The 22705-nt window shown below is 38.0% G+C and carries 17 protein-coding genes and 1 tRNA gene; 6 read left to right on the plus strand and 12 right to left on the minus strand.

Features of this window, described 5'->3' with window-relative positions; translation table 11 throughout:
* Window positions 1-510: 510 nt before the first annotated feature.
* The 6 genes from BUF13_RS19440 to BUF13_RS19465 all read right to left on the minus strand — a co-directional run bounded on the left by BUF13_RS19440 (window position 511) and on the right by BUF13_RS19465 (window position 8472).
* A complete protein-coding gene (locus BUF13_RS19440; protein WP_073573504.1) occupies window positions 511-1533 on the minus strand; it encodes a PorP/SprF family type IX secretion system membrane protein in 1023 nt (340 codons plus the stop codon).
* Window positions 1530-3869 (minus strand): PKD domain-containing protein, encoded by a 2340-nt coding sequence (locus BUF13_RS19445; RefSeq protein ID WP_134204599.1) that lies wholly within the window; start codon window positions 3867-3869, stop codon window positions 1530-1532. The genes BUF13_RS19440 and BUF13_RS19445 overlap by 4 nt, the downstream gene beginning before the upstream one ends.
* A gap of 89 nt (window positions 3870-3958) precedes the next feature.
* Window positions 3959-5230 carry an adenylosuccinate synthase gene (locus tag BUF13_RS19450; protein WP_073573505.1) on the minus strand — a complete coding sequence of 424 codons (1272 nt, stop codon included), beginning with the start codon at window positions 5228-5230 and terminating at the stop codon, window positions 3959-3961.
* A 163-nt stretch (window positions 5231-5393) separates the two neighbouring features.
* The gene (locus BUF13_RS19455) at window positions 5394-5735 is read right to left on the minus strand and encodes an STAS domain-containing protein (RefSeq protein WP_073573613.1); all 342 of its coding nucleotides are present in this window, start codon (window positions 5733-5735) and stop codon (window positions 5394-5396) included.
* A gap of 1 nt (window position 5736) precedes the next feature.
* On the minus strand, window positions 5737-6204 hold the full coding sequence (locus tag BUF13_RS19460; protein ID WP_073573506.1) for a Fur family transcriptional regulator: 468 nt from the start codon (window positions 6202-6204) through the stop codon (window positions 5737-5739).
* A 54-nt stretch (window positions 6205-6258) separates the two neighbouring features.
* Entirely contained in the window at window positions 6259-8472 is a 2214-nt protein-coding gene (locus BUF13_RS19465; RefSeq protein WP_073573507.1) for a RelA/SpoT family protein, read from the minus strand.
* Between the two features lie 157 nt (window positions 8473-8629).
* Between BUF13_RS19465 and BUF13_RS19470 the strand changes: the two genes are divergently transcribed.
* The 4 genes from BUF13_RS19470 to clpX all read left to right on the plus strand — a co-directional run bounded on the left by BUF13_RS19470 (window position 8630) and on the right by clpX (window position 12106).
* Window positions 8630-8711: transfer RNA gene (locus BUF13_RS19470), tRNA-Leu, on the plus strand.
* 93 nt (window positions 8712-8804) lie between these two features.
* The gene (gene tig / locus BUF13_RS19475; RefSeq protein ID WP_073573508.1) at window positions 8805-10133 is read left to right on the plus strand and encodes a trigger factor; all 1329 of its coding nucleotides are present in this window, start codon (window positions 8805-8807) and stop codon (window positions 10131-10133) included.
* A gap of 74 nt (window positions 10134-10207) precedes the next feature.
* Window positions 10208-10876, plus strand: coding sequence for a ClpP family protease (locus BUF13_RS19480; RefSeq protein WP_073573509.1), 669 nt, complete (start codon window positions 10208-10210; stop codon window positions 10874-10876).
* 3 nt (window positions 10877-10879) lie between these two features.
* Window positions 10880-12106, plus strand: a complete 1227-nt coding sequence (clpX, locus tag BUF13_RS19485) for an ATP-dependent Clp protease ATP-binding subunit ClpX (RefSeq protein ID WP_073573510.1) — start codon at window positions 10880-10882, stop codon at window positions 12104-12106.
* A gap of 73 nt (window positions 12107-12179) precedes the next feature.
* Here the strand turns inward: clpX and BUF13_RS19490 are convergent, their stop codons facing one another.
* Together BUF13_RS19490 and BUF13_RS19495 are read right to left on the minus strand one after the other, a co-directional pair.
* Window positions 12180-13679, minus strand: coding sequence for a S1C family serine protease (locus BUF13_RS19490; protein WP_073573511.1), 1500 nt, complete (start codon window positions 13677-13679; stop codon window positions 12180-12182).
* A gap of 149 nt (window positions 13680-13828) precedes the next feature.
* Window positions 13829-14257 carry an Hsp20/alpha crystallin family protein gene (locus tag BUF13_RS19495; RefSeq protein WP_073573512.1) on the minus strand — a complete coding sequence of 143 codons (429 nt, stop codon included), beginning with the start codon at window positions 14255-14257 and terminating at the stop codon, window positions 13829-13831.
* A 755-nt stretch (window positions 14258-15012) separates the two neighbouring features.
* Between BUF13_RS19495 and BUF13_RS19500 the strand changes: the two genes are divergently transcribed.
* The gene (locus BUF13_RS19500) at window positions 15013-16971 is read left to right on the plus strand and encodes a mechanosensitive ion channel family protein (RefSeq protein WP_166669859.1); all 1959 of its coding nucleotides are present in this window, start codon (window positions 15013-15015) and stop codon (window positions 16969-16971) included.
* Window positions 16972-17049: 78 nt separating this feature from the next.
* On the opposite strand, the gene BUF13_RS19505 is transcribed toward BUF13_RS19500, so the two are convergent.
* Window positions 17050-17241, minus strand: coding sequence for a cold-shock protein (locus BUF13_RS19505; protein ID WP_024281570.1), 192 nt, complete (start codon window positions 17239-17241; stop codon window positions 17050-17052).
* Between the two features lie 89 nt (window positions 17242-17330).
* Here BUF13_RS19505 and BUF13_RS19510 point away from each other — a divergent pair, with 89 nt between their 5' ends.
* Window positions 17331-17822 (plus strand): SixA phosphatase family protein, encoded by a 492-nt coding sequence (locus BUF13_RS19510; RefSeq protein ID WP_073573514.1) that lies wholly within the window; start codon window positions 17331-17333, stop codon window positions 17820-17822.
* 1 nt (window position 17823) lies between these two features.
* On the opposite strand, the gene BUF13_RS19515 is transcribed toward BUF13_RS19510, so the two are convergent.
* The 3 genes from BUF13_RS19515 to lon all read right to left on the minus strand — a co-directional run bounded on the left by BUF13_RS19515 (window position 17824) and on the right by lon (window position 22658).
* Complete coding sequence (locus BUF13_RS19515) at window positions 17824-18549, minus strand: SDR family NAD(P)-dependent oxidoreductase (RefSeq protein ID WP_073573515.1); 726 nt, start codon at window positions 18547-18549, stop codon at window positions 17824-17826.
* A gap of 166 nt (window positions 18550-18715) precedes the next feature.
* Window positions 18716-20113, minus strand: a complete 1398-nt coding sequence (hslU, locus tag BUF13_RS19520; RefSeq protein ID WP_073573516.1) for an ATP-dependent protease ATPase subunit HslU — start codon at window positions 20111-20113, stop codon at window positions 18716-18718.
* A 67-nt stretch (window positions 20114-20180) separates the two neighbouring features.
* Window positions 20181-22658, minus strand: a complete 2478-nt coding sequence (gene lon, locus BUF13_RS19525; protein ID WP_073573517.1) for an endopeptidase La — start codon at window positions 22656-22658, stop codon at window positions 20181-20183.
* Between the last annotated feature and the right edge of the window lie 47 nt (window positions 22659-22705).

Genomic DNA, 22705 nt, shown 5'->3' on the forward strand with positions numbered 1-22705 from the left:
TTCACTCTCAGGTTATTATTTTTTTTCGCCTTACATCACTTCAAAGAACTTGATTCCAGTCGTTACTGGATTCTGTCAAAAAACCGCCTTCACAGCCTGCTTTTCGTGTTTTTCTGTTTTTGTTTCCCGATCTCTTTCCGATTGGGTTTGCAAAGGTAGTAGAAGTTTTTTCAATCACAAAAACTTTTTGAAATTATTTTTTTCACCGTTTCTGAATCTTTACCGATTCACTCAAAGCCCCTCAGGACCGCTCATCAGCTCACTCCGCCTTTTCAATCTTTTTCGCCGCCGTTCGCGTCGATTGGGAGTGCAAATATCCGAGAATTATCCGACTCCACAATACCATAACAGAAAAAAATCACAACTATCACCTAACTGCCTGAGTACGAATCGAAAAAATTTCACAAAACTTTTTAGAGATTATCGACAATTTTAAGAAACAAAACAGCAGATATACTAGGAATTTACTCCCATTTTAAAAATTAAATTTCGAAAGAGTTAAAAACTACCTTAGAACCTAAAGGTAGGTAGTGGAGCATACCTCTTTTTTCTACCGTTTCTAGGGACAAACACATACCTAAATGATAATTCATGAGCCCCTCCTGAAACCGATTGTCCCATTTTGGAAATTGAAAAGTCAAAAGAATAGCCAAATTCCAATCCTGACTTTAAACTAAAGCCAATCAAGGCAATCAAAGATTCATTATTTGGTAATTCATATTTGGTCGGAAGACCACGATACCATAATCCTAAGATTAAAGGTTGGAAATAAAATTCAGCCCCTAGGTCCAATTGAGAGTATAAACCTTGCTTTTTATAATTGAATGCAAATGCCAAAGACCTTTCTTGATCGGTATTATTGAAATAATCATTGATGTTTCCGGGAGCAAGATCAATTCTATATCCGCCATGCACCCCATATCTAACCGGAAGATTGTATAAATCCGGTTCTATATAACTAACCGGAGGCTCCAGTAAATGATAGGCCGCACCTCCAATCCAATATTTTTCACCATAAAATAAAATGCCGGCATGTGCATCAAAGGAACTTAATTTGGAATCACCTTCGAACAAATCTCCAGCTGAACTGTAATACTGACCATTGTCAATATTTAACTGCGAACCTAAAATCACTTTGTCAAACATAGATTCTCGCCCAGCATAACTAGCTTGAGCTCCAAATTGTACAAAGTTCTTATCACCCAATTGCAGGCGATAGGAATAAACCAATCCTATTTCATATTGCTGACTTTGGGTGAAAGATTCTTTCGCACCTGAAAAAACAATACCAACTCCACTCGAAATATCTTCAAAAAAGTGATCGGCATATGCAGTATAGGCAATAAAGCTTTGATCCAATGAAGGCCATTGATTTCTGAAATTTACTCCAACCCTACTTTCAGAGGTACTTCCGGCAAAGGCAGGATTTATATGAAAAGGGTTTGCATAGAATTGGGAGTATTGAATATCCTGTCCAAAAGAATATCTGGAAACCAAAAAAATAAAACCAAGTAAAAAAATCAGCTTTCTCATCGGATTAATTTAAACTTTCCACCTTTTTTAACTACTTCTCCATCTGTAGCGACTCCATTGAATCGGTAAGAAAAAATTCCCGGCTCTAGAAGCTCGCCATTTAAAGTTCCATCCCAGCCTGGACCATTTAATTCATCAGTTTGGAATATCAACTCTCCCCATAAATTAAATATCAACAATTCTATACTAACTAACCCTTTGTATTTAGGGGTAAAATATAGGTTAGGCTCAATCTCAGGAGTAAAACCAGTTGGAACCATCACTCGGTAACTCCTAGTAATGGACACTCTCTTCGTCAAAGATCTCTCACATCCGTATTGATCAGTAATAGTCAATACGACATCAAACTCTCCCTTTTTACCATATACGTGGATAGGGTCTCTTTCGGTTGAAGTTTCCCCATCTCCAAAATCCCAATTCCAATAAATTGTCCTTGAATCTGACATGTCCGTAAATTGAATTGGATCATTTGGAAAAATACCCCCACTAGCATCATCTCTTATATCTGTGCCTGCGACAACAAAATCATAACCTATTTCCAACTCAACTTCTTGTATGAAAACTTCTAAAGAAATTGGCTCTGAATAACAAGTATATCCTTTAGGTCTTCCATATAATTCAAAGACACCACTTATATCTAGCGTCAATATTTCTTCATTTTCCAACTCCAATCCATTCCCAACTAATCGGTAGTCATAATTTTCTGGATCATAGGAATCAATCCCTTCGAAAATATTCACTGGCTGTCCAGGATCACATCCTACGATTAAATCTTCAAATTCCAATTCGGGAAATTGTGGAAAAACAATCTCAACCTGATTTGATTTAGCAGGACAATTCTTCCTGTTGTAAGCCCAAACTTCAAATATTCCTTCCTCTTCCGTTTCTAACCTTGCAGATTCCTCTCCAGGTAAAAGCTCTCCATCTCTATACCATTCAAATCTTTCATATTCCTCCTCCCCTTTCGCTTCAAATACTACAAGATCCCCGGGACAAGTCTTCACTTCTTCCACAGTTTCACTTTTACCAGAGACAAGTAAAGAGACCGGCTCTGGAGATTCCTGTATTTTCAAGGTAATCTTGTTCCCTGCCGAAGTCTTTCCATAATTATCTGTAATCGTATAATAAACCTCGACTTCACTTCCCGCAAAACCCACATTTGGAAAAAACGTATAAGCTCCTTTCTCTCCTGCTTGTAAGGTTCCTTCGGGTAATACCAAGTATCGGTTTTGTTCCAAGCATCGTGCTTGTGTACATACATCTTCAGACTGAGCTATAATATCCTCCTTGGATAAATAAAATTGGAGACATCTAATTTCAGAACCTTCATTAGGAAGTTCAATATCTTCATCGGTGATATAAAATTGATTTTCCTGACCTTCACAACTGGCCACATCATCAAAATCCACTGCAATCGGAGCTTGCAATTCATCCTCTGCAGAAACCTGAACTATCAAATTTCTGATTTCATGAAAATTATTGAATCCCCCGGTAGAAGCAGAAAAACCTATTTTCAAGTTCTCCGGTGCAGGGAAATTGAATTCCTGGTCTTGAAAAATAGTCACAAACCTGGGTTTCCCCTCTTCCGTCGTCACTTCCATTTCCAGTTTAAATAGGTAGCCTACTCCATTAGGATTAGGTTCAAGCTCAAAAAACACTTTCCTATACCCAACATTGTTTCTATCTGTAACTCTTTGAGTACCTACACCACCAGAACTTAATGGAAAGCGGTAATCAACATCCAAAGCCAAACCAGAAGCACCTGCTGGCGGGTCATCTGTGATTTTCCCAACCACAAAATCATATCCATTGGTCCCTGTACCACCTTTTCTTAGCGCAATGGTATTAGGATATAAATTATTATCCCCTCCAAAAAAACCTCCTCTTTTGCCCTCGCTCGAATTTGCAAAGTTCCCAAATACATCAAACCCGAGCCCCATGTAAGCGCCCGTCAAACCAGGCTGTTCGAATTTTTGAGCATAGCCTAATGATCCGCCAAAACCTCCCGGAGCAAAATTTGGAACATCAGCATCAAAAAGGAAAACTGTCAATCCATCAGCCCCAGATCCTCCATACATGAAATATTCAAATTCAGCTTTTATACCATAAGTAGAAGGGAAAGGGACATCTATATATATGTATCCCTTTTGATCATTTTCGTTAGTGGTGAGTCGAAGGACTCCACCTAATAACTGAGCGGATCCTCCATAAATCGTAGAAGCTTGTGTGCTGGCTGTTTGAAAAGTCTCACAATAAGGAAATCCAATTTGAGGAAACCCTTTTTGGAGCCCCAGGACTAAAAAAAGAAATGATAAAAGTAGTAAGCGAAATTTCAAGGATTTTGGATTTAGCTTTCCAAAATACAAAATGAATTTTGCCAAAACATTAAAAAACCCCGAATGGTTAAAATCCGGGGTTTAAAGTTTTATTTCATGATGGTCTGAACTCGATCAGGTCCAACGGAAACTAATTTGATTGGTACTTTCAGCTCGTCTTCTAGATAAGAAACATATTCTTTCAATTCGACAGGGAAATCATCATAGGATCTGATGTCCTCCAAAGAGCAATTCCAGCCTTTCATTGATTTATAAACTGGCTTCACTTCAGTATCAGTAATCTCAAAACTCAATCGGTCGATTTTTTCACCAGTTGGCAATTCATAATGTGTACAAACTTTGATCTCCTCAAAGATATTCAATACATCTGCCTTCATCATGAATAATTGAGTGACTCCATTGATCATGATAGAATAGCGAAGTGCAGGCAAATCCAACCACCCACATCTTCTAGGACGGCCAGTTGTACTACCAAACTCATTACCTTCTTTCCTCATATCATCTCCCACTGTGTCAAAAAGCTCAGTTGGGAAAGGCCCACTTCCTACTCTAGTACAGTAAGCTTTGAAAATCCCGAAAACCTCTCCGATTTTGGAAGGAGAAACTCCAAGGCCTGTACAAGCTCCAGCTGTCATCGTACTTGAACTGGTCACAAATGGATACGAACCGAAATCTACATCCAAAAGAGAACCTTGAGCTCCTTCAGCAAGAATTCTTTTATTCTCATTCAAAGCATCATTCACCTCATATTCACTATCAATGAGATTTAGAGTTTTGAAGAATTCGATTGCATCAAAGAACTGAGTTTCCATTTCTGCCAACTGATCCAATGGATAGTTATAGAAAGAAAGAATTGTCTTATGCTTATCTACTAGCGTAGTATATTTTTCTTGGAATTCAGGACTTAGGATATCTCCAACTCTCAAAGCTGACCTTCCAATTTTATCCTGATAAGTTGGCCCAATTCCTTTGAGAGTCGAACCAATCTTTTTGTCCCCTTTTGATTGCTCATAGGCAGCATCAAGCAACTTATGAGTCGGGATAATGATTGTAGCTTTTTTGGAAATGACAAGGTTCTTCATATAATCAATGGAGAATTTACCCAAGCCATCTATTTCCTTTTTAAGAATAATTGGATCCAAAACGACCCCATTACCAATAATATTCAAGATTTGGGATCTGAAAATCCCGGAAGGAATCTGATGCAACACATGCTTGATACCGTCAAATTCCAACGTATGTCCAGCATTTGGACCACCTTGAAATCTAGCTACGATTTCATAATCAGGAGCTAATACATCTACAATTTTACCTTTTCCTTCATCTCCCCACTGGAGACCCAGTAATACATCCATCTTCATTTGATGTCCGGTCTAAACGGTTATTCAAGAGTTTTTGAAGGGCGAAATTTGCAATTCGCCTAAAGAAAACCAAGGGAAATAAGATAAATAATTCATTTCAGCCCGAAACAAAAAAGTCAGTGAGGATCTAACCCCACTGACTTTCTTTGAAATATCGATTAAATCAATCTTTGTTTTTGAAATCTTCTACAGAATCAAAAACAGTGAAAATATTATTCAGTTTTGTGATAATCAGCAATTTCTTCACATGATCAGAAGGAGAGGTTAAATAAACTTCTCCTCCAATATTTCGCATTTTTGTCAACATAGTGATCAACAGACCGATTCCAGAAGAACTGATATACCTTACTTCGCTTAAATCCACCACGAAAGTCTTTACACCTTCTTCAACAGCATCGGAAACTACCTCTACTAGCTTGGGGCCGACTTCATCTCCAATTAAATCTCCTTTAATATATAGGTACTGGGCTTTGTCGTCTTTTTCGGTATGATAGGTAAGCTTCATATTATTCAGTTGGTCTATTTTCGCATTGTTCCTTTTTACAATTTCCATAGATAATCAAGGAATGATGCAATACTTCAAAGTTTAAAATTTCAGCAACGGTATTTTGGATGTTTTGGATGCGTGGATCACAAAATTCCAACACTTTGTTACAATCGACGCAAATCAAATGGTCATGTTGCTTGTATCCGTAGGATTTTTCGAATTGAGCAAGGTTTTTCCCAAACTGGTGTTTGGTCACCAAATCACATTCCACTAACAGATCCAATGTATTGTAAACAGTAGCACGGCTAACACGATAATTCTTGTTTTTCATGCTGATGTATAGGGATTCTACATCAAAATGACCAGTTCTACTGTAAATCTCCTCTAATATCGCGTATCGTTCTGGGGTCTTTCGAAGCTTTTGACTTTCTAAGTAAGCTGTAAATATTTTTTTTACCTCTTCGAAATGAGTTGTATTCAAAGGCATCTTGAGCTATTTTTTTCAAATATAACTTTTGCGGGCAATAAAAGATTCATTTCTCTAATCAAAGCGGGAAACCTTGATGATTCCTTCTACCTGCGAAAGGTTATTCATTAATTTATCTAGATGTTCTGTACTATGGACGTAAAGTTTGATGGTTCCCTCAAAAATCCCAGCATCAGAATCCACCGTAATGGACCTCATGTTCACTTTCAATTCATTGGAGATCACCTTGGTCACATCATTAATCAAGCCTACCCGATCTGTACCAACGATATGTAAACCGGCCAAGAAGGCGATTTCCTTTTGACTTGTCCAGCGTGCTTTTATCACTCGATTTCCATGATTTGAAAGCAATTCCAAAGCATTTGGACAGGAAGTTCGATGGATTTTAATCCCTTCATTGACTGTCACAAAGCCAAAAACATCATCACCCGGAATAGGGTTACAGCATTTTGCCAAAATGTAATCCACCACATCCATATCTTCTCCGATCAAAAGTTGATCATGATCTGGTCCTTTGAGACTCTTAATTTCTTTGGTGAATGAACTTTCGTCTTTTACTTTTTCCTGAATTGCTTTATGCTTGAGTTTTTGATTTTCCTTGAAATCTTTGAAAGACTTTATAGAAGTTGGATCAATAGTTCCTTTTCCAACTCTATAATAAAACTCATTGGCAGTTTTCAATTCAAAATAAGCTCTCAGCTTTTCAATGGTTTCAGAATTGAAATCCATTTTCATCTGCTTTAGCTTTCTCTGGACAATCTCTCGCCCATCCAAAATGGCTGATTTCTTTTCTTCTCGAAGTGCATCTTTGATTTTTGCCTTCGCTCTGGAAGTAACAACACTGTTCAGCCAATCTTCATTAGGACGCTGCTTGCTTGAAGTCAGGATTTCTACCTGGTCTCCATTTTTCAGCTTTTGATTAATCGGAACAAGCTTTTGATTGACTTTGGCTCCAATACATCTGGCTCCTATTTCGGTATGGATTTCAAATGCAAAGTCCAAAGCAGAAGCTCCAAAAGGCAATACTTTCAAATCCCCTTTTGGAGTAAACACAAAAACTTCTTCATGGAACAGATTCCCTCTGAAATCATCCATAAACTCAATTGCATTTCCATCATTGGATTCAAGCATACTTCTCACCTGAGTAATCCAATCATCCAAACCAGAGTTGGATTTCCCACTGCTATCCTTGTATTTCCAATGGGCTGCATATCCCCTTTCGGCAATTTCATCCATGCGATCGGTTCGAATCTGAACCTCCACCCACTGACCTGTATTACTCATTACCGTAGTATGCAATGATTCATAACCATTGGACCTTGGGGTACTGATCCAATCCCTTAATCGATCTGGGTTGGGTTTATAAAAGTCAGTTACAATAGAATAAACCTGCCAACAATCAGCTTTTTCGCTCTCTAGCTCACTTTCCAGAATAATTCGAATCGCAAACAAGTCATACACCTCCTCAAAAGGTATCCCTTGCTTTTTCATCTTATTATAAATGGAGTATACAGATTTAGGACGTCCTTTGATACTGAATTTAAAGCCTTGGCGAGTCAGTTCCTCTTCTATGGGCTGGATAAAAGATTTGATAAACTTATTCCGGTAGGATTTCGATTCATTAATCTTATCAACAATATCCTTATAGGTATCCGTATCGGTGTATTTCAGGTACAAATCTTCCAACTCAGATTTGATCGCATACAATCCCAATCTGTGAGCAAGAGGCGCATAGAGATACATAGTCTCCGAAGAAATCTTCAATTGCTTATGCCGGGGCATACTGCCCAGAGTCCTCATATTATTGAGACGGTCTGCAATCTTAATCAGGATAACCCGTACATCGTCAGATAGGGTCAGAAGCATTTTCCGGAAATTCTCAGCTTGCTGCGAACTTCCATATTCAAACACACCTGAAATCTTGGTTAATCCATCGATAATGGTCATGACCTTGGGGCCAAATTCACGTTCGATATCTTCCAATTCCCAGTCGGTATCCTCCACTACATCATGGAGTAATGCCGCTACTATACTCGTTGTCCCCAAGCCGATTTCCTCAACACAAATCAGGGCTACTTCTAGTGGGTGATATATATAAGGTTCTCCTGACTTCCTTCTCATATCCTTATGGGCTTCGAGGGAAACGTTGAATGCCTGCTTGATGAATTTCGCATCACCAGGCTTCAACACAGGTTTAGCGTGTCGAAGGAGTCTTCGATACCGCTTAAGAATCTCTTTTCTTTCTTCTTCTACATCTACTTGAATCATACAGAAGGAATTTACAACAAAATTGGTAGGAGTCTACAAATTTTTATCAAATCATTTCGATTTTTTTTCAACACACGTTTGCAAATTATCATTTAGTACATACCTTTGCATCCACAATTGAAAACAGGAATTTTTTCTGTCCAAATTGTATGAAAATGCGGATGTGGCGAAATTGGTAGACGCACTAGACTTAGGATCTAGCGCCGCGAGGCATGGGGGTTCGAGTCCCTCCATCCGCACACATACCGAACCCTCAATCACTCCACTGCGTCACCTGACCAGGAAAGAGATTGGGGGTTTTTAGTTCATCTTCAATTAAACGTAAAAGCGCTTTGGAAATCACATTAGACAAGCACTCAGCAAATCAAGCTTCTATTAAAATTAAACTAACAGAGGCAGATTATCAACCGAAGGTAGACGCGAAACTGAAAGACTACGCCAAAAAAGCTAACATTCGTGGCTTTAGACCTGGTAAGGCTCCTGTTTCGATGGTAAAAAACATGTATGGAACATCTATACTTGTTGAAGAGATCAATGGCATCTTGGGTGAATCATTGAACTCCTACTTGAAAGAACAAACTTTCCGCGTGCTTGGTGATCCTCTTCCAGTTGAAAATGTAGAAGACAGCATTGATTGGAAAACCCAAAAAGATTTCGACTTCGAATACAAAATCGGTTTTGTAGAGAACTTCGAATTGCCTTTGGATAAAAACATCAAGGCGACCAAATATTCCATCAAGGTAGATGACAAGTTGGTAGAAGAAACCATCGAAAACTTGAAGTCTCAATATGGCAACAGCACAAATCCTGAAACTGCAGAAGCGGGGGACAATGTTTATGGAGACTTGGCAGCTGCTGAAACTAGCTTCAACAAAGCTGTTTCTTTAGATTTGACTAAGATCACTAAAAAATTGGCTGGTAAATTCATCGGTCAAGGAAAAGACGCTGTGATCGAATTCGAAGCAAAAGATGTGAAGAAAGGACAGTGGGAAGAAGCTTTCGGACTTTCTGCTGAAGAGGCGGAAGCTGTTCAAGGAGCTTTGACTTTCACTATCAAAAATGTAAACAGAACTGAAGAAGCTGAATTGAATCAAGAATTCTTCGACAAAATCTTCGGTCCTGATCAAGTGAAAACTGAAGAAGAATTCACTGCTAAAGTGAAAGAAACTCTTCAAGGTAACTACGATAAAGAATCAAAAGTTTTCACTGAGGAAGAATTGAAAAAAGTATTGGTTGACAATGCGAATTTGGACCTTCCTGAGGCCTTTTTGAAAGAATGGTTGTTCAAAGCAAACGAAGGCAAAGTAACTGTTGAAGACGTTGAGAAGGAATTTCCTATCTACGCGAAGCAATTGATCTGGTCTTTGGTATCCAATGAATTGGCGAAAGCACATGACATCAAAGCTGAGCACGAAGACGTGATCGCTAAAACCAAAGAAATGATCCGTGAGCAATTTGCAGCTTCTGGCCTTGGGTCCCAGATGGAAGACAGCATGGACATGTTCGTAGACAACTATCTGAAAGGTGAAGAAGGGCAAAACTACATGAACATGCTTACTTCAGTTCAAAATGAGAAAGTCCTATCATTTGTCCAAGACAAGATAGATCTAGAAGAAAAAGACATTAGCATAGACGAGTTCAAGGAACTTTTAGAAAACTAAATTGCTTTTAAGCGTATAAAAAAGTCCTTATTTAAGGGCTTTTTTTATTTTTGTTTACTTCAACCGTTTATAACATGATCAATAAAGACGAATTCAGAAAATACGCCATCCACAATCAAGGTGTGAGCGGCACTGCATTTGACCAGTACACCCAACATATCGAAAACATGACTCGCTCGGTGATTGAGGAAAGACCTCAAAACTTCCGTGAGATCGATGTGTTTTCAAGACTGATCATGGACCGTATCATTTTCCTAGGCACAGGGGTAGATGATCACATTGCAAATATTATTGTAGCCCAGTTACTTTTCTTGGAATCAGTGGATGCTAAGAAAGATGTATTGCTTTACATCAATAGCCCAGGTGGCTCTGTAACTGCAGGTTTGGGGATCTATGACACCATGCAATACATCGGACCGGATGTTGCGACAATCTGTACTGGTATTGCAGCTTCTATGGGAGCAGTATTACTTGCAGGTGGTGCCAAAGATAAAAGATCAGCTCTTCAACATTCCAGAGTAATGATTCACCAGCCATCAGGTGGCATGCAAGGACAATCCAGCGACATGGAGATTTCCTTGAAATTGATCTTGTCGATGAGACAAGAATTGTATCAAATTCTTGCTAACCATACTGGCAAAACTTTCGAAGAAATAGAAAGAGATTCGGATCGTGACTACTGGTTGAAAGCTCCAGAAGCAAAGGCCTATGGTCTGATCGATGAGGTATTAGTTAAAAAATAAAAAATGGCTCAAGTAACCTGCTCGTTTTGTGGTAGAAACAAAAAAGATGTAGATCTAATGGTATCGGGTATTTCTGCCCATATCTGTAATTTCTGCATCGAGCAAGCTCACATGATTCTTGGAGAGGAAGAAAAAACCAAGAAGAGTGATGCTGCAAAACCTAAATTTAAATTAAAGAAACCTAAGGACCTGACTACCTATCTTGGTCAATATGTGATCGGACAGGAAGATGCAAAGAAGGTACTCACTGTTGCTGTATACAATCACTACAAGCGATTGTTACAAAAAGATGAACAGGACGAAATCAAAATTGAAAAGTCCAATATCATCATGGTGGGTGATACCGGTACGGGAAAAACCTATCTTGCAAAGACCTTGGCTAAAATCTTGGAGGTACCATTCTGCATAGCTGATGCGACAGTTTTGACAGAAGCTGGATATGTCGGAGAAGATGTGGAAAGCATTTTAACTCGCCTGCTTCAAGCTGCTGACTACAATGTTGAGGCAGCCGAAAGAGGCATCGTATATATTGACGAAATAGATAAAATCGCAAGGAAGTCCGATAACCCGTCCATCACTAGAGATGTAAGTGGAGAAGGTGTTCAGCAGGCTATGCTAAAGCTTCTTGAAGGAACTGTAGTCAACGTTCCACCTCAAGGAGGAAGAAAGCACCCTGACCAGAAAATGATTGCTGTAAACACAGAGAATATCTTGTTTATCTGTGGTGGTGCATTTGATGGTATCGCAAGACATATTGCAAAAAGACTCAATACTCAACCTCTAGGCTTTAGCAAAGCAGGGACTGCGGCTTTGGCTGACAGAGAGAATCTCTTGCAATACGTAACTGCTCAGGATTTGAAAGCCTTTGGCTTGATTCCTGAATTAATTGGCCGTCTTCCAGTTTTGACTCATTTGGACCCTCTTCACAAGGATGCCTTGAAAAGAATCCTTACTGAGCCTAAAAATGCATTGACCAAGCAATACACCAAGCTATTGGCAATGGAAGGTGTTGATTTGGTCTTTGAAGAAAGCGGAATTGACTTCATTGTTGAAAAAGCTGTTGAGTACAATCTTGGCGCAAGAGGATTGAGATCCATTTGCGAAGCAATCATTACTGATGCTATGTATGAATTACCATCTGATGACTCAATCAAAGAACTGGTTATCGATGGAGAATACGCTAAAAGCAAGTTTGACAAGTCAAAATTCAAAAGACTTCAGGTAGCTTAAATAAGCACAATTAATCAAAAAGAAAGCCCGTCAAGTATTTGACGGGCTTTTTTATTTCCAAGGAATTGACTTTCTATTCCAATTCAATTTCGAAGTAGTATTCAGTTCCGTCATTAAACATCCCCAAAACTACAATATCTTCCCCTCTCAAGTCATCAAGGATTTCCAGAATATTGTCGGCATTCGAAACTCTATACCTTCCGTTTTCAGACATGATAGACGTTACGATGAAACCAGGTCTTGCTCCAGCTTGTCTCCATTTTGGTGTTCCTACAGTATTGATCAAAGCACCACCAGAAATATCTAATCTTTCCATCTGCTCAGAAGTAATATCTTCAAATACAACTCCTTCAAACTCAAAAGTCTTAGGCTCAACCTTTTTCACGATATTGGTATCGCCATCGAAGTTTTTCAAAGTAGCCTTTGTCTCCACCGTCTTACCATCTCTCAAATATTTAACAGAAACCTGGTCTCCTGGTCTCTTTCTAGCCACCAATTCCTGAAGGACAGCGACATTGGTAATATCTCTTCCATCGATTCCGATGATGATATCTCCAGCTTTCAAACCAGCTTCCTCTCCACCACTATTTTCATTTACTCCTCCGACATAAACACCTTGCTCCACTGGGAATTCTGTATTCAATCTTTCACCTAATTCAGGAGAAACATCTTGGATAGAAACCCCTAAAAGCCCTCTTTGAACAGCGCCATATTTCATCAAATCGTCCATCACTTTTTTAACAAGTGTACTTGGAACGGCAAAGGAATAACCAGTAAATGTCCCGGTGCTTGAAGCAATAGCTGTATTAATACCAATCAATTCTCCAGCTAGGTTCACCAAAGCACCACCAGAGTTTCCTGGGTTCACTACAGCGTCTGTTTGAAGGAATGATTCTACAGATAGGCTATTTTCCACATCTCTCAGGATTCCAATATTTCTTGCTTTTGCTGAAATAATACCAGCAGTAACAGTAGAGTTCAAGTTGAAAGGGTTTCCAACTGCAAGAACCCACTCCCCTATTTTCGTATCATCAGAATCTCCAAACTTCACAAAAGGAAGGTTTTTATCATCAATTTTCAATAGGGCCAAATCAGTTGTAGGATCAGTTCCTATAATCTTGGCTACATACCTCTTATTGTTTTCAAGAGAAATATCAACTTGAGATGCACCTTCTACCACATGGTTATTGGTAACGATATATCCGTCAGAGGAAATAATAACTCCAGATCCGGAACTTACTGGAGCTTGCATTCCGCCCCCACCTTGACCTCCTCTTGGAGGCATCCCAAAGAGTTCTTGAAGTGGATCTCTTTGTGACCTAGAATTATATGAAATCGTGCTTTTTACGTGTACCACTGCCGGGGTAACTAAATCAGCAGAGGCTACAAAATTGATCCCATCTGGAATCTTAAAGTCATCTCCGGTCAGGAGATTAACAAAACTGGTTTGTTGTTTTTCGTCAAAGGAATTGGCTTCTTGTGGTTGTATCAAAAAACTCACTCCTGCTAAAGCAACAATGCCACCGATTACTGAGGCCAGTAGCATGCCGAGAAAGAATTGTCTTTTGCTCATAGTTATTGAATTTATTTAATATTTAGAATTGCTACTACTTAGACATATTTTTAAAGAAAATAGGTGCATAGAACTCTTTAAATTAACAAGAATTAACCGCATTTCACGTCCGTTCACAATTAAAAAAAGGGCGATTATCGCCCCTTTGATTATTTAACCTCAATTGAGGCCTTTGCTAGCTTTTTCTCAGCCTTTGGCAAATTGATCTTTAAGACTCCATCTTCATAAACTGCCTCAATCTGATCACTCAATACATTATCAGGAACATAGAATGAACGACTAAAGGACCCATATTGTGTTTCAATGTTATGGAAATTTTTCCCTTCTTTCTTTTCTTCTATTTTTCTTTCACCGGAAACTGTTAATCTACCTTCCGTAAAATCAACTTTGAAATCCTCCTTCTTCATTCCTGGAACAGCCACTTGAAGTTCAAAGCCCTTTTCATCTTCCGCAATATCTACAGCAGGACTAAACTGTCTCTGTACAGTTCTGAATGACTCATTAAAGAATTTGTCTAAAACGCCTCCAAATGAGGATGGAAACAATGGGTCTAATTGGTTATACTTTTCTAATTTCATGATCTTGTTGGTTTAAGTATTTATATCAACACCTTAGAAAAATTAATACCAAGTGAATTTTTATGTCATTTTGACTTAAAAACCAGGCTCAAAACACCAGAGTCGGTCATTTAGTCAGAGTCAAATCATTTAAATTTACGGTTATCCAAGAGTCCATTTTTTCATATATTCATTCAAAATTTCACAATATGCGGACGCAAAAGAGTTTAACATTCTTAGTTTTTGTCTTTGTAATAAGCCTATATAACTCTCAAATTTCCTATTCTCAAGATTCTGGAATAATTGATTCCCTTTTAAACGAAACTTTTCAAGGAAAGCCATCAAATGACTCTTTACAATTCGAGGAAATTTCTGATGAGGAGGCAAAAAAAATAAGTGAAAGAAATGCTAGACTAGGACAGATCTTATCTCAACTAATCTCTAGGACCAAAAAATATTCTTTAAATCTAAGTAAGACCAGGATTGATCTCAACCAACCTTTGGACACTCTTGATATGATGGATAATCTTCCCATCTTAAGAAATTATTTGAGCTCTATGGAGAATCTCTCCAGAGATACCAGCGAAATAATCAATTCAAGATTTTTGAATGGGATGGGGAATCTTCTAGAGACAATCCATGAAGAAACCTCCCAGTATGAAGAAATTCTTTCTGAAAGGATTGAAATTCTCAATGAATCAAACTCTGTAATACAGGAAATAAAAAACGATTCAATTTTATACATCAGTCAAGAAGAACGACTAACCATCCCAGAATTGGATGAGGAGCTATCCAAACTAGACAGAACTATAAAAACAATTGAGAAGAATATTTTTGACCAAGAAATCAAGCTAACTCGAATTCAGGCAAGCCTTTCCGAATTAAATTCCAGGTTTATTTCTCTTGAACAATACTTTTTTCTTAAAAAAAGAGAAGTAGCGAAACAAGCTTGGAAAAAGGAGATCAATTTCATTTGGGAACCAAGAAACTATAACAGCGACAGCTCTTCCTTTACAAAGATTCTCACAAAATCAATTGCCGCAAATCAAACAATCAGCTTCATTTTTCTAAAAAGGAACCTCACTTCAATCGGTTTATTTTTAGCATTGATGGTTGCTATATTGTGGTCTTCCCATTCTCTAATAAAATCAATCAAAGAGGAAAAAGATCATAGTTCAGCCATTTTAGCTAGAAGCAAATTTTTCAAAAGTCATCAAATAAGCTCAACATTTGTATTTCTATTACCGCTGCTTTTTATTCTTTTCAATAGGCCTCCGATGGCTTTCGCCTCTATCCTTTCCCTACTTTTTACCATTTTATCTACGCCATTAATCAAAGTCCATTTCCCAAAAAAGATTTACACCTATTGGGTCATATTCTTTGCGTTAAACTTCATTAGCCCTACTATTGGATTGAACTGGGATAATTATTTTGATGAAAGATATTTTCTAATTTTTGCCAGTCTAGCAACTTTAACTTTAGGATTTTTAACTCTTAGATATGCTCAAAAAAACAAGTTCGCCGGAAGCAATCTTGTCAAATTCTTAGCAACATTAACTATACTATTCGAAGTATTTGCATTTTTAGTCAACTGTTTAGGTAGGTATAATCTTGCTAAGCTATATACTATAGTTGGTATCTCGAGTTTCTATAGAGGGGTAGGCTTATATATTTTCACTCTAGTTGTATTAGAATCCGTTTATTTACTATTAGAATCGAAAAAGAATGCCTCATCTATCACCTCCTATTTTGATTTTCAAGAACTCGAATCAAGACTTAGTGGATTATTATATTTAGTTGGATTTTCTATATGGGCTTACGGGATCCTATATTACTTAGGCTATTTCGATCCGATCTTCAATGTCCTTAACGAATTCTTAACTAAAGAAAGAATTTTAGGTGACACATCTTTCACCTTTGGCACTATTGCATTATTTATAGTTATACTATTGATTTCTTATTTCTTAGCTAATAACATAGCATATTTCTTTTCAGCAAGGGATCAAAAAACAGCAACAAGTAGAAAAAACAGGCTTGGTAGTTCTATACTTTTAATCAGACTTACAATCTTTATCATCGGTTTTTTAATAGCTGCAGCAGCAGCTAAAATCCCGCTTGACAAAATTACGATCGTATTAGGTGCTTTATCCGTAGGTATTGGTTTTGGGCTTCAGACCATCATAAACAACTTAGTCTCAGGAATTATTCTGGCATTTGAAAGACCGATCCAAATTGGTGATGAAATAGAAGTAGGGACAAATTCAGGAACTGTAAAAGAAGTTGGAATTCGGGCCAGTAAAATACAAGCCTATGACGGATCTGAAATAGTTGTTCCTAATGGAGACCTATTATCCCAAAGCCTAATAAATTGGACTCTTTCAGACAAGAGAAGAAGGATAGAATTAATAATCGGAGTAGGCTATGACTCTGATATAAAACAAGTTAAGGAGATTTTGGAACAGGTTTTAGACAGAGATCAAATTCTCAAAATCCCAAAACCAAAGGTATTACTTCAAAACTTTGGAGATAGTTCCGTCGATTTCAGGCTATTGTTTTGGGTCGACAGTATGGATATTTGGATTGATAAACGATCTGAAGTGATGACTGCAATTTTTGAATTATTCGCTGAAAATGGCATAGAAATTCCATATCCAAAGAGGGACCTACATGTAAAAACATTCCCTTCAAACTGGAGCGAAAAAATATCAAAACCTGGGGATGATCCTGGTCTCTAAAAGAAAAATCAAATCCTTATTAAAAAAGAAAATCCCCCAGTAAAATCCGGGGGAAACCATAAATTCTAAAAGTAGAGCTTATGCTTTCTTAACGTTGATGGCATTAGGACCTTTTTTCCCATCCTTGACATCATAAGTTACTTTGTCATTCTGAGCTACTTTGTCCACAAGTCCGGTCGCATGAACGAATACATCACTTTGTGATTCGTCATCAACGATAAATCCAAACCCTTTGGCCTCATTGTAAAATTTTACTGTTCCGGTAAACATAATAAATTGTTATAAATTGTAATTGAAAGTGCTTTAAAAGTAAATATTCAGCGAAAAAAAACAAAATATTAGTTTTTTATTTTGATGAAATGAAAAAAATTATTTTGATCCGTCATGCAAAATCAGCTTGGGACAATCCTTGGCTTAATGATCATGATCGACCACTTGCAGATCGAGGAAAAAAAGCGGCTCCTTTTATGGGGCAAAAACTCGTTAAGAAAAATATTTTTCCGGACTTAATTTTATCTTCTACGGCGTTACGAGCTAAAGAAACTGCGATACTTATATCTAAAGAAATAGGTTACCCAATAAATAAGATGGAGCTTATTGATCAATTATATCATTCCTCTCCATCATTAATGATGAAGTACTTACATATGCAAAAGGATCATGATAATATAATTTTCTTAGTTGCTCACAATCCAGGTATGACTGATCTAGTTAATTATCTTGGATACCCTTTAGACAACCTTCCTACAGCTGGTATTGTAGGGTTCCAATCATCTGTGGAAAAATGGTGTGATTTAAAACCTGAAAATGTTTCGTTTTGGTTTTACGATTATCCTAAGAAAGGAAAGTAATTCAGAACTTTCTTACATCTTGAATTACTTCATTGAACTTTTCCACATTAGAAATCAAATAATCGATTTTTTCAGCAACTTCCTTCGGATCACTTAAATCTCCATTAGACTTAAAATCTTGAAACTTTTCCAATTCTGGAAAGTCTACATCGCTTGACTTCCTGATATCAGCTTGCATTTCGGTATCTACAATTCCCGGAGCCAGGCTAAAAAACTTAAAATTGTCAGACTTATTTTCTTTCGCAGCTACAAGTGTAAACATTGCTAAAGCAGCCTTTGTACTACAATAGCCTCCCCAACCTGAAACGGGTCGACTAGAAGCTCCAGAGCTAATGTTAATCACTATGTTTTTTGAAGAGGTGAATTTATAAGATTTAACAAACGAATTTGTCAGAAACATCGGAGCAAGTAAATTCAAATTGACCTGCGTTCTCATCTCGGACGGATGTAGTTTACCAATTGGCTTAATCTCTCCTATCCATCCTGCATTATTGATTAGAATGATTGTTTCATAATTGGCTATGGGAAAAATCGATTCCAACTCCTTATCCAATACTTCCAATTCTGACAAATCAATAGGAAGCTGGGTCAAATTGGAAGCCTCAATATTTAATTTCGTCCTAGAGATTGCTAGAACCTCTACGCCTTCTTTCTTCAGAAATTGATCTAATATAGCTCTACCAAGACCCTTACTATGGCCTGTGAGAATTAATAGTGTTTTTGACATGATGGTCAGGTGGTTAGGGTGATTATCAGGATTACAACAAGGATCATCCCAAAAAAGTTGTAGAAAGACCAAATCGGCCTAAACAACTGATTACCAATACTATATTTTAAAATAAAAAAGGAGATTGAATTTAATCAATCTCCTTTCGAATGTTATTTGTTGAAAATCAGAGAATATATTGAGACAAATCTCTATTCTTTACAAGTGAGCTTAGCCTCTCTTGAACCATCTCCTTGGTCACCATGATTTTAGAATTAGCCTCAATGGTATCAGGAACCTCAAACAAGAAATCATTTAGCAGATGTGACATCACTGTGTGAAGTCTTCTAGCTCCGATATTTTCAACTTCCTGATTGATCAGGAAAGCTAATCTTGCTATTTCCTCAATTGATTCATCATTGAATTCCAAGAATACTTCCTCAGCTTCAAATAAAGCCTGATATTGTTTCGTCAATGCATTTTTTGGTTCTCTTAAAATCCTTGAGAAATCTTCCTGAGTCAAACTATTCAATTCAACCCTAATTGGAAATCTACCCTGCAACTCGGGAATCAAATCAGAAGGTTTGCTCACATGGAATGCCCCCGCAGCGATAAACAAGATATGATCCGTATTAATCACACCATACTTTGTATTAACAGAAGATCCTTCTACTATCGGTAACAAATCACGCTGTACTCCTTCACGACTCACGTCTGGTCCACCACCATTTTTTCCGGATTTGGAAGCAATTTTATCAATCTCATCTATGAAAATAATCCCATTGTTTTCAGCCAATCTGATTGCTTCTTCTTTTACTTCATCAAAGTCAATCAATTTAGAAATTTCTTCTTCCAGCAATACTTTTCTTGCCTCGGCAATACTCAATTTTCTCTTCTTGGTCTTCTTAGGCATCATTCCCGAAATCATATCCTGAAGACCTGCCATGCTGGCATCATCCATCATTCCATTCCCAATCATTCCTACACCAACCGGAGAAGAGGCCTTTACACTGATTTCAATTTTCCGATCATCCAAATCACCATTTCTAAGCTTTTCTCTGAATCGCTCCCTTGTTCTTTCATTCAATTCGGAATCATTGGATGGTTCATTTTCTTCACCTCCAGCAGGAACAGGAGCTTGACGAAAACCAGCTCCTTTGACAGGAGGAATCAAAATATCCAAGATAATCTCCTCCACAGCCTCAGCAGCTTTTTCTTTCACTCCTTCATTCTTTATTTCTCTCACCAAGTGAACAGATTGTTCTACTAGGTCACGAACCATACTTTCCACATCTCTCCCCACATATCCTACTTCAGTAAATTTAGAAGCTTCTACCTTGGTAAAAGGAGCTTGAGCAACCTTTGCCAACCTTCTGGCTATTTCGGTTTTACCCACACCAGTTGACCCAATCATTAATATATTATTCGGAACTATGTCCTTTTGGATCTCAGACTTCACCATCATACGTCTCACTCTATTTCTTAGAGCTATAGCAACGTTCTTTTTGGCGTCTTTCTGACCAATAATGTATTTATCCAACTCCTCAACAATCTGCCTAGGAGTCAATGAAAAAGGTGAATTCATAATCAATTTGTTAAAGTGGTTTAGTTTTCCTCTTCACGGAAAAAGGAGCCTTGTGAGCTCCTTTATTTTATTTTGAAGCCTGATATTCTGGCTGAAAGGCAAACTGAAGAGGTCTGTCTACCTTAGATTTCAATAATGCAATGTCCAATACTTCAGAGACCTGATCCACAAAATGGAAATCAATTCCCTTGATGTATTGTTCATCTATTTCTTCAATATCTCTTTGGTTCTTTTTACAAAGGATGATCTCCTTGATTCCAGCTCTTTTGGCAGCTAAAATCTTCTCTTTAATCCCTCCCACTGGCATCACTTTTCCAATCAAACTGATCTCCCCAGTCATAGCAACTTTAGCTTTTACCTTTCTTTGGGTATAAACAGAAGCCATAGCAGTCAACATCGTAATACCTGCTGAAGGACCATCTTTAGGAACAGCACCCGCTGGTACGTGAATATGCAGATCGTATTGATCAAATACGCGATGATCAATTCCAAGATCCTCTGCTTTGGATTTTAAGTATGAAAGAGCAGTCATCGCTGATTCTTTCATAACATCACCCAATTGGCCAGAAAGAGTTAATTTCCCTTTCCCTCTACTCAAGCTGGATTCAATAAATAGAATCTCTCCTCCCACACTTGTCCATGCAAGACCTGTTACTACCCCAGCGATAGAATTATCCTGATATGACTCCTTATCAAATATTTCAGAGCCCAATATTTTTCGGACAGCAGCAGGAGTGATTTTTGCATCGTATTCCTCTTCCATTGCGATGGATTTCGCAATATTTCGGATTACTTTCCCAATCGCTCTTTCGAGATTACGTACACCTGACTCGCGAGTATAATCCTCAATGATTTTCACCAATGCTGCTTTCTCAAATCGGATTTGATTAGCCTTTAATCCATGCTCTTTTCTTTGCTTCGGCACCAAATGACGCTTGGCAATCTCCACCTTTTCTTCCTGAGTGTAGCCCGTCACCTCAATGATTTCCATTCTGTCTCTCAAAGCAGGCTGAATAGTATCTAGAGAGTTTGCTGTCGCAATGAAAAGAACTTTACTCAAGTCATATTCTACCTCGAGGTAATTATCTAAAAAGGCGAAGTTTTGCTCTGGATCAAGAACTTCCAAGAACGCAGAACTAGGATCACCCCTGAAATCAGAAGAAAGCTTATCAATCTCATCCAGTACAAATACAGGATTGGAGATTTTCACCTTTTTCATGTTTTGAATGACTTTGCCTGGCATAGCACCTACATAAGTCTTTCTATGACCTCTAATCTCTGCTTCATCATGAAGACCACCCAAAGACATTCTGATGTATTTCCTTCCCAAAGAAGCCGCAATTGACTTTCCTAGAGAGGTTTTTCCCACTCCAGGAGGGCCGTACAAGCAAAGAATAGGTCCTTTCAAATCATTTTTAAGCTTCAACACTGCCAAATATTCAATGATTCTTTCTTTCACTTTTTCCAGTCCAAAGTGATCTGAATCCAATATTTTCTTAGCGTGCTTTAAATCAAAATTATCCTGAGTAAACTCATTCCACGGCAATTCAACCATGGTTTCGGCATAGTTCAATGCGATTGGATATTCTGCAGCAGAAGGATTGATTCTAAGAATTTTATCCAATTCTTTTTCAAAATGCTTCGCTACTTCAGGTGGCCAGTTTTTCTTGGCACCTCTCAGCCTCAAGTCTTCTACTTCTTTTTCAGGTCCTTCCTCTCCCAATTCGGTTTGAAGAACTTTCATTTGCTGACGCAAGAAGTAGTCTCTTTGTTGTTGATCGATATCAGTATGAACTTTCTTTTGAATTTCTGATTTCAACTCCAGCATCTGGATATCTTTCATCATAAATTCCAAAAGCAAAGTAGCCCTCTCTACCCCATCATTGATCTCCAATAATCTTTGCTTGGATTCTACCGGAGCATTGATATTGGAAGAAAGAAAATGGGTGAGGAAAGGGGTATTGTCAATATTATCCAAAGCCACTTGAGCTTCACGTGGAATCTCTGGGTTCAAATGCAAAATCCTTGTCGCAGCTTCTTTGAGAGACTCCTCCAAAGCTTTTATTTTCTTTGAGCTTTTAGGAAAATTCTCTTCCAGATAATCAACTTTTGCAATGAAATAAGGATCATCCGTCACATGTTCACTGATCTGGAATCTCTTTTTACCTTGGATGATGATCGTAGTATTTCCATCAGGCAAAACAATCATTTTAATGATTTTCGCCAAGGTTCCTACCTGGTAAATATCGTCCCATCCCGGATCATCTGTATTTGGATTGATCTGAGCACAAACTCCGATCATTTTATCTCCCTTTTGGGCTTTCTTCACCAATTTGATAGAACGCTGACGCCCCACAGTAATTGGAATAACTACCCCCGGAAACAAGACGGTGTTTCTTACCGAAAGGACAGGGATTTCTTCCCCGTAATTATCTTTTCCCTGCTGATCATCTTCCTCGTCCGTAATCAACTGGATCAGATCACCCTCACCAGCAAACTCCCCTACCATCAGATTTTCAAACATGGAATTTTCGAATTGACTCATATAGACATAATGACAGACAAGCTGTCGGTTTTTGGCTTAAATAAAGA

It is taken from the genome of Algoriphagus zhangzhouensis (assembly GCF_900148515.1).
Lineage (GTDB): Bacteria > Bacteroidota > Bacteroidia > Cytophagales > Cyclobacteriaceae > Algoriphagus > Algoriphagus zhangzhouensis.

Coding starts and splice junctions, on each gene's coding strand:
- BUF13_RS19510 (WP_073573514.1), top strand. CDS start 17,331: ATGAAAAAAATTATTTTGATCCGTCATGCAAAATCAGCTTGGGACAAT.
- clpX (WP_073573510.1), top strand. CDS start 10,880: ATGGCTCAAGTAACCTGCTCGTTTTGTGGTAGAAACAAAAAAGATGTA.
- hslU (WP_073573516.1), bottom strand. CDS start 20,113: ATGAATTCACCTTTTTCATTGACTCCTAGGCAGATTGTTGAGGAGTTG.
- BUF13_RS19440 (WP_073573504.1), bottom strand. CDS start 1,533: ATGAGAAAGCTGATTTTTTTACTTGGTTTTATTTTTTTGGTTTCCAGA.
- lon (WP_073573517.1), bottom strand. CDS start 22,658: ATGAGTCAATTCGAAAATTCCATGTTTGAAAATCTGATGGTAGGGGAG.
- BUF13_RS19515 (WP_073573515.1), bottom strand. CDS start 18,549: ATGTCAAAAACACTATTAATTCTCACAGGCCATAGTAAGGGTCTTGGT.
- BUF13_RS19480 (WP_073573509.1), top strand. CDS start 10,208: ATGATCAATAAAGACGAATTCAGAAAATACGCCATCCACAATCAAGGT.
- BUF13_RS19495 (WP_073573512.1), bottom strand. CDS start 14,257: ATGAAATTAGAAAAGTATAACCAATTAGACCCATTGTTTCCATCCTCA.
- BUF13_RS19455 (WP_073573613.1), bottom strand. CDS start 5,735: ATGAAGCTTACCTATCATACCGAAAAAGACGACAAAGCCCAGTACCTA.
- BUF13_RS19505 (WP_024281570.1), bottom strand. CDS start 17,241: ATGTTTACCGGAACAGTAAAATTTTACAATGAGGCCAAAGGGTTTGGA.
- BUF13_RS19450 (WP_073573505.1), bottom strand. CDS start 5,230: ATGAAGATGGATGTATTACTGGGTCTCCAGTGGGGAGATGAAGGAAAA.
- BUF13_RS19460 (WP_073573506.1), bottom strand. CDS start 6,204: ATGCCTTTGAATACAACTCATTTCGAAGAGGTAAAAAAAATATTTACA.
- BUF13_RS19465 (WP_073573507.1), bottom strand. CDS start 8,472: ATGATTCAAGTAGATGTAGAAGAAGAAAGAAAAGAGATTCTTAAGCGG.
- BUF13_RS19490 (WP_073573511.1), bottom strand. CDS start 13,679: ATGAGCAAAAGACAATTCTTTCTCGGCATGCTACTGGCCTCAGTAATC.